The following is a 5644-nucleotide window of genomic DNA, read 5'->3' on the forward strand; positions in this document are numbered from 1 at the left end:
GCATCGCGTATCTCAATATCTGTGATCTCAGATTTTTCATCTATAATAGCTTTTTTAACCCATCCATATCTAAGAGCCGTCCATTCTTCAGGACGCATGCTACGTCTTACAACTTTTACAAATGCCATATTTTACCTCACAATTCATCTCGTTAGAGTAATATAATCATTATCTAATCCTGATATTTACTTACATATAGCTATCAGGTCTCCCAGAAAAAAGGCTTTTTTCTGATAGCCTCAATTTCAACATCAGTATTCATGTCGTCATGGATTTTACCTTTTATCCATTCGCAGCACCGATCTAAAATAAAGCACTTGGAACACTCTGCTCTAAACAGGAGTGTAAGCTTATTATCTTCATAAGAGACAAATTCTACCCATCCTCCATCGCCTCTTATCATCTCAGACAATGTGTTCTTTACATATTCTTCCATAGCCTATTCCTTTCAAAAAACAATCACTGTTTTTACATCTAACATTATGGTTTTGCCACTTCAATTACTCAAGGACACTTTCAAGTGTCTATGTGACATTTTTCACTAAAAAAAGCCCTCGTTAAGAGGGCTTCCTGTTACGGTGGTATGAATTGTATTATTCAAATGACGGTCAAAGGAAAACTTTGGGACTACCAAAGATGGCACAGAATTCCATAACGAAGTATTCCTTTATTGGCCCGAATCCACTTTGAGCATTCTGTAACCTATTCCAACGTGGGTCTGGATAAGAGATGAATTTTCAGTTCCATCTTCGAGTTTCTTTCTGAGTGTTGCCATAAAAACTCTAAGAGAAGCCACGTTGGAATCCCAGGCACTACCCCATATTTTCTGGGTTATATACTTGTGAGTTAATACCTTGCCAGTATTCCTTGCAAGAAGACATAAAAGCTTATATTCAATTGGAGTCAGCTTAAGCTCTTCACCATTTTTATAAGCACAGCCTGCTGCATAATCAATTTTAAGTATACCATTTATATATACAGAGCTTTCTACAAGCTCTGTATCTGATTGAAGTAGTGATATTCTTCTTTGCATTACGCGAAGCCTTGCAAGAAGCTCTTCTACGGAAAATGGTTTTGTAAGATAGTCATCTGCACCTGCATCAAGCGCTTCTATCTTGTCTTCATCTTCACTTCGCGCACTGATGACTATTATGGGCATTATAGACCATTCTCTTATCCTTTTAATGACTTCAACTCCGTCAAGATCAGGAAGTCCCAGATCCAGAAATACTACGTCAGGACTATATGTTGAAGCCTGCATAAGAGCTTCTTCTCCATTTTGAGCAAGAAGATATTTATAATCATGTGTTTTAAGTGTTGTAGCTATTAGCTTCCTTATTGGAGCATCATCCTCCACTACAAGAACCTGAAATTTATTCATCGAGAACTACTTCTCCTTTTTTTAATCTAAAAGTCACAATACATCCTGAAGGTGTATTAGATTCTATATATATGCTTCCGCCATGGGCTTCTACAACAGCTTTGCAAAGAGCAAGTCCAAGTCCCATACTCTTCTTACTATCTGCAATTTTGTTCTGACCTGTATAGAACATGTCAAAAGCATGCTCTTTCATCTGGTCATTCATACCGGGGCCGTTATCTGCTATAGATATAAGAACATCTTCGCCCTTGGCATAGTATCCAACCTTTATATCAGAACCCTTTGGAGTATATTTGATGGCGTTATTGACAATATTTATAATGACCTGAATTATAAGCTTTGCATCCATTTCTGCAACTACTATATCATCCGGTCTATCGATGGTAATATTATGCTCTGTCTTATTCCTGTCAATGTGTTTCATAGCTTCATCAATTACATCGTCAAGAACTTCCGGTGTCCTGCTTATCTGCATTTCACCATTTTCAATTCTTGTAACAGACAGAAGATTTTCTACAAGTCTGATAAGCCAGTCTGACTCATCATAAATATCAGTAAATATCTGCTCTCTTGTATCATCATCAAGCACTTTGTAGTGATATAAGAGATTACTTGCATTACCTGATATTGATGTAAGAGGTGTCCTTAGATCATGAGATATTGTCCTTAAGAGGTTAGCCCTTAGCTTTTCGTTCTCAGCCATAACTGCGGCTTCCTCTTTGGCCTTTTCATTTTTGATATTCTCTATGGCAAGGGCACATTCTCCAAGAATCGAGAGTATAACACTATATTCAAAAGAACTGAATATCCTGTCAGCAGCAATTCCCATTATTCCATAAACAGTACCATTGATTCTGATGGCAAGATACAGGCATTTTGCTTTGGAATAAACCTTGGTGGAGTAGCCTGCTCTTTTTTTGTTATCAAGGACCCACTTAAGTACTTCCTCTTCTGAGTCCTTTAAGCTGATCTCTGTGGCTGCACCACTGTCTTTGGAGTACATATATCCGTTTCCCAATTTTCCCTCATCAACAGGGTATATATATACATCGCAGTTAGACAGAAGTATTGCCTGATTGGCTGTAACATTAAGAACCTCATCAACTGTCCTGCTCTTTTGAAGCAGCTGATTGGTGTCAAAGAGGACTTTGGTCCTGAATGCTGCTCTGGAAGACTCTCTTGCGCTGTCCTTAAGTCTGTAGGCAAGAGATCCTGTGAGAAGCGCAGCTATCAGCATTATGATGAAGGTAACAGAGTACCCTGGTTCATAAGCATGGAAGGTAAGTCTTGGTTCGGTAAAAAAATAATTGAATAATAAAACGCTGCAAAAAGAGCTTATAAAACTACACAAATGACTTCTTGTAAGGATAGCATTGATAAGTACCCCAAGTATATATACCGTGATAATATTGGACTCAGTAAATCCAAGATTACTGAATAATATTCCAAAGCCTGTCATTGCGACAAGAAGAAGTGCTGTAATAAGAAGATCCTTCCAGGTTGGAATGATCTGCTCAGCAAGCTTCCAGTTCTTTTGATTAACTTTAATATCTGTTTTAGAATCGGGAATGATATAGATATCTATGTCAGTTGCAATCGCAATAAGCTGATCGGTAAGAGTCTGTCTCTCCCAGAAATGATATCTGCTTGTATTACTTCTTCCTATAACTATCTTGGTGACTTTTGATACTCTTGCAAATTCCGCTATCTGATAAGAAACGTTTTCACCAATGACCGTAGTTATTGTAGCACCCTTATCTTCAGCATATCTTATATTATTCTGAAGTCTCATTTCTTCTTCAGAAGGAAGTGTATTCTCCTGTTCTTTCTGAACATAAAGTGCAGTAAAGCTTGCATTAAAAGCGCTAGCAAGCTCAGAGGCCTCATAAATAATCCTGCGATTAGTAGGAGAAGCAGACAGGCAGACCAGTACATGTTCTTTGTTATTAACCGATGTATCATGCCCTTGTTTCATTATGAGTTATATCCTCCCCGCTGCACTTTCTAAGATCATTCTTTTCATATATCTGGTTTATACGTTCCTCTTCTATATTATTCTCATTTTCCGTCATGAACAAATCAATTTTTTTCATAACATAAAAACCTAATATGAAAAATGGGATTATAACTAATAATAATAGGATATCCTGCATAAAAATCGCCTCTTTTCTATATATTTTTACTATATAGCCTTTTGCGGGTTCCCCTTATAGTCTTATATATTATTTGTATATTTAATTTATATATGAAAACATTTCTGTATAGCCTTATGTTCACCAAGTACCAGAAGGGTTTGATTTGCATTAAGAATATCTTCCGGGTTAAAAGAAAGGTTCATATTTCCATTTTCTTTGATCGCCATTATATTGATCTTGTATTTCTGTCTTATATTTATATCCTTTATGCTCTTACCAACCCACTCTCTTGGAAGCTTAACTTCAAATATTGCGTGACTGTCATCAAGCTTTATGTAGTCCAGGATATGATCTGATGTATATCTAATAGCTGTCCACTTGGCTATCTGCTTTTCAGGGTTTACTATTTCATCTGCACCATTCCTTAGAAGAAACTTGGCCTGGACTTCTCTGTTAGCCCTTGATACTACGAGCTTTGCTCCAAGCTCTTTAAGTAAAGAGGTAGTCTCAAGTGAGTTCTGAAAATCATTGCCTATTGTCTCAATACATACGTCGTAATTATTTACTCCAAGTGATTCCAGAAAGCTCTTATTGGTGCTGTCTCCAATAAGTGCATTAGTCACATAGGGAAGTGTCTCATTAACTCTTTCTTCATTAATATCGATTGCCATTACCTGATGACCCATCTCGTGGATCTGCTTGGCAATAAGCATTCCAAAATTTCCTAAACCTATAAGTAAAACTGATTTCATAACTGCTCCTATCCTATCATTATGCTTTCTACCGGGTACTTTGATGCGCTCATATCTCTATGAGAAAATGCTGCGTATATGATCGTAAGTCCTCCAACTCGTCCCCAGAACATAAGCATTATTAGTACAATATGTGATACTAGTGAAAGGCCTCCTGTTATTCCAAGTGACAGGCCGACTGTTCCTATTGCAGAGAATGTTTCAAACATGCAGGTCTGCATCGGAAGATTTTCTATAGAACTTATCAAAAGAGCTGCTCCTACTGCCAGTGATGCATATAACATAAGGATTGCTGAAGCATTTTTTACTATAGAATCTTCAACTCTTCTTCCGTAGAAGTTACCATTTTGCCTTTTTCTAAATACTGCAATAATATTTGCAAATAAAACTGCTATAGTTGTAGTCTTGATGCCTCCTGCTGTAGATCCCGGTGATCCTCCAATAAGCATGAGTATTATCGTTATCATGATCCCGGCATCAGGAATTTTAGTATAATCTGCTGTGTTAAAGCCTGCTGTTCTTGGCGTAACTGCCTGAAATACTGACAGGCATATGCGTTCAACAAAAGGATGCTCATCAAAACAGAACAAATAAAATACAATAGTTGGAACAATTATAAGGATAAGTGTTGTGGTGATTATGACTTTGGTCTGCATCCTGTAAGCTTTAAAATCACTCTTTTTAAGCACTATATCGCCCCATGTGATAAATCCAAGGCCTCCAATTATGATCAGCATTACTATTACAAATGTAAGATATGGATTGTCTGCAAAGGATGTAAGGGAGCTGAACTTACCTGTAGCTCTTCCCATTACATCAAAGCCTGCATTACAAAAGGCTGATACTGAGTGAAAGACAGACATCCATATTCCGCTTAGTCCGTACTCAGGTACAAATACAGGAAGAAGAAGCAGCACACCAGCAATTTCGACTACAAACGAGGTTATTAATATAAATCTTGTAAGTCTTACTATTCCTCCCATCTGGGGTGCAGACAAGGCATTTTGCATTGTCTGTCTTTGCATAAGGCTTATCTTCCTTCCTGCAAGCATTGCAAGAAATGATGCTACTGTTACTACTCCAAGTCCTCCAATCTGGATCATGACCAGTATCACGAACTGCCCGAAATATGACCAGTAAGTAGCTGTATCATAGACAACAAGTCCTGTTACACATACAGCTGATGTAGCTGTAAATAGCGCATCAGCAAAAGGTGTAACTGCCCCGGATGCTGATGAAACGGGAAGCATAAGCATAACCGTTCCAATAAGTATCACACTCGCAAATCCTATTATTATAATCTGAAAGGACGTAAGCCTTTCTTTAATTCTCATAATCACAGACATATGTAGCTCTGCCTCCGAATCTTTTATTAA

General features: G+C 37.6%; 6 protein-coding genes. All 6 read right to left on the bottom strand.

The window, feature by feature from the left end; all coding sequences use genetic code 11:
- Positions 1–202 precede the first annotated feature (202 nt).
- Positions 203–436: a NifU family protein gene (locus K6G87_RS10440; protein ID WP_296836747.1), complete on the bottom strand. Its 234-nt coding sequence runs from the start codon at positions 434–436 to the stop codon at positions 203–205.
- Positions 437–667: 231 nt separating this feature from the next.
- Complete coding sequence (locus K6G87_RS10445; RefSeq protein WP_296836750.1) at positions 668–1381, bottom strand: response regulator; 714 nt, start codon at positions 1379–1381, stop codon at positions 668–670.
- On the bottom strand, positions 1374–3356 hold the full coding sequence (locus K6G87_RS10450; RefSeq protein WP_296836753.1) for a DUF4118 domain-containing protein: 1983 nt from the start codon (positions 3354–3356) through the stop codon (positions 1374–1376). Before K6G87_RS10450 ends, K6G87_RS10445 begins: the two co-directional genes overlap by 8 nt.
- Complete coding sequence (locus K6G87_RS10455) at positions 3340–3534, bottom strand: hypothetical protein (RefSeq protein ID WP_296836757.1); 195 nt, start codon at positions 3532–3534, stop codon at positions 3340–3342. The genes K6G87_RS10450 and K6G87_RS10455 overlap by 17 nt, the downstream gene beginning before the upstream one ends.
- Positions 3535–3620: 86 nt before the next feature.
- Positions 3621–4268 (bottom strand): potassium channel family protein, encoded by a 648-nt coding sequence (locus K6G87_RS10460; protein WP_296836759.1) that lies wholly within the window; start codon positions 4266–4268, stop codon positions 3621–3623.
- Between the two features lie 8 nt (positions 4269–4276).
- A complete protein-coding gene (locus K6G87_RS10465) occupies positions 4277–5614 on the bottom strand; it encodes a TrkH family potassium uptake protein (protein ID WP_296836762.1) in 1338 nt (445 codons plus the stop codon).
- Positions 5615–5644 lie beyond the last annotated feature (30 nt).

This window comes from Butyrivibrio sp., from assembly GCF_024699075.1.

Coding starts and splice junctions, on each gene's coding strand:
- K6G87_RS10455 (WP_296836757.1), bottom strand. CDS start 3,534: ATGCAGGATATCCTATTATTATTAGTTATAATCCCATTTTTCATATTA.
- K6G87_RS10460 (WP_296836759.1), bottom strand. CDS start 4,268: ATGAAATCAGTTTTACTTATAGGTTTAGGAAATTTTGGAATGCTTATT.
- K6G87_RS10450 (WP_296836753.1), bottom strand. CDS start 3,356: ATGAAACAAGGGCATGATACATCGGTTAATAACAAAGAACATGTACTG.
- K6G87_RS10445 (WP_296836750.1), bottom strand. CDS start 1,381: ATGAATAAATTTCAGGTTCTTGTAGTGGAGGATGATGCTCCAATAAGG.
- K6G87_RS10440 (WP_296836747.1), bottom strand. CDS start 436: ATGGAAGAATATGTAAAGAACACATTGTCTGAGATGATAAGAGGCGAT.
- K6G87_RS10465 (WP_296836762.1), bottom strand. CDS start 5,614: ATGTCTGTGATTATGAGAATTAAAGAAAGGCTTACGTCCTTTCAGATT.